The sequence below is a fragment of the Vibrio sp. 10N.286.46.A8 genome (assembly GCF_041470165.1).
Lineage (GTDB): Bacteria > Pseudomonadota > Gammaproteobacteria > Enterobacterales > Vibrionaceae > Vibrio > Vibrio tasmaniensis_A.
This window is the reverse complement of sequence record NZ_JBFRLX010000144.1, coordinates 1-962: the sequence shown is the minus strand read 5'-3', so window position 1 is coordinate 962 and position 962 is coordinate 1. Positions and strand designations below refer to the sequence as shown.

Here is a 962-nt window from a genome sequence, read left to right as displayed (position 1 = left end):
GGCAACATACGTTAACAATTATTTAGGCGACTTTTCCCTCAATAATGTTACATTTTTAATGTCTTATACCAATATACAATTTACCAAGAATGCTTAACCTTAGGTTTAAGCTTTAATAGGTGGAACCATTACATGCAAGAAAACTACAAAATTTTAGTGGTCGATGACGATGCTCGTTTACGTGCACTGCTAGAACGCTATCTGTCAGAGCAAGGCTTTCAAGTGCGTAGCGTGGCAAACAGTGAGCAGATGGACCGCCTGTTAACCCGTGAAAACTTTCACTTGATGGTATTGGATTTAATGTTGCCGGGCGAAGACGGTCTTTCGATCTGTCGTCGTCTACGAAACGCAAACAACTCGCTACCAATCCTGATGCTTACAGCAAAGGGTGACGAAGTGGATCGCATTGTGGGTTTGGAAGTGGGTGCTGATGATTACCTGCCAAAACCATTTAATCCACGTGAACTGCTTGCTCGTATCAAAGCGGTAATGCGTCGCCAAGTGATTGAAGCACCGGGCGCGCCAAGCACAGAAGAGTCTGTGGTTGAGTTTGGTGAGTTTCGTCTAAACCTAGGTACACGTGAAATGTTCCGCGGTGAAGAGCCTATGCCTCTTACCTCAGGTGAATTTGCGGTTCTGAAGTCACTGGTCACTAACGCTCGTGAGCCAATGTCTCGCGATAAGCTGATGAACATGGCTCGTGGCCGTGAGTATTCAGCGATGGAACGTTCTATCGATGTCCAGATTTCGCGTTTGCGTCGTCTAGTAGAAGAAGATCCAAGTAAACCTCGTTATATCCAAACGGTGTGGGGCTTGGGTTATGTATTCGTTCCAGATGGCAAAGCTGTGTAATCTAGCTTTGCTCGTTCTGTGATTCAGAATTCTTTATTTACGGGTCATCTCATTAATATGCGATGGCCCGTTTTGTATTCAGCACAATGAGAGATACCAATCGTAGTAAA

The 962-nt window shown here is 44.8% G+C and carries 1 protein-coding gene; it reads left to right on the top strand.

Features of this window, described 5'->3' with window-relative positions; translation table 11 throughout:
• The first annotated feature begins 132 nt into the window (after positions 1-132).
• Positions 133-852 (top strand): two-component system response regulator OmpR, encoded by a 720-nt coding sequence (gene ompR / locus AB4232_RS14535; RefSeq protein WP_009848007.1) that lies wholly within the window; start codon positions 133-135, stop codon positions 850-852.
• The last annotated feature ends 110 nt before the right edge of the window (positions 853-962 follow it).

Coding starts and splice junctions, on each gene's coding strand:
- ompR (WP_009848007.1), top strand. CDS start 133: ATGCAAGAAAACTACAAAATTTTAGTGGTCGATGACGATGCTCGTTTA.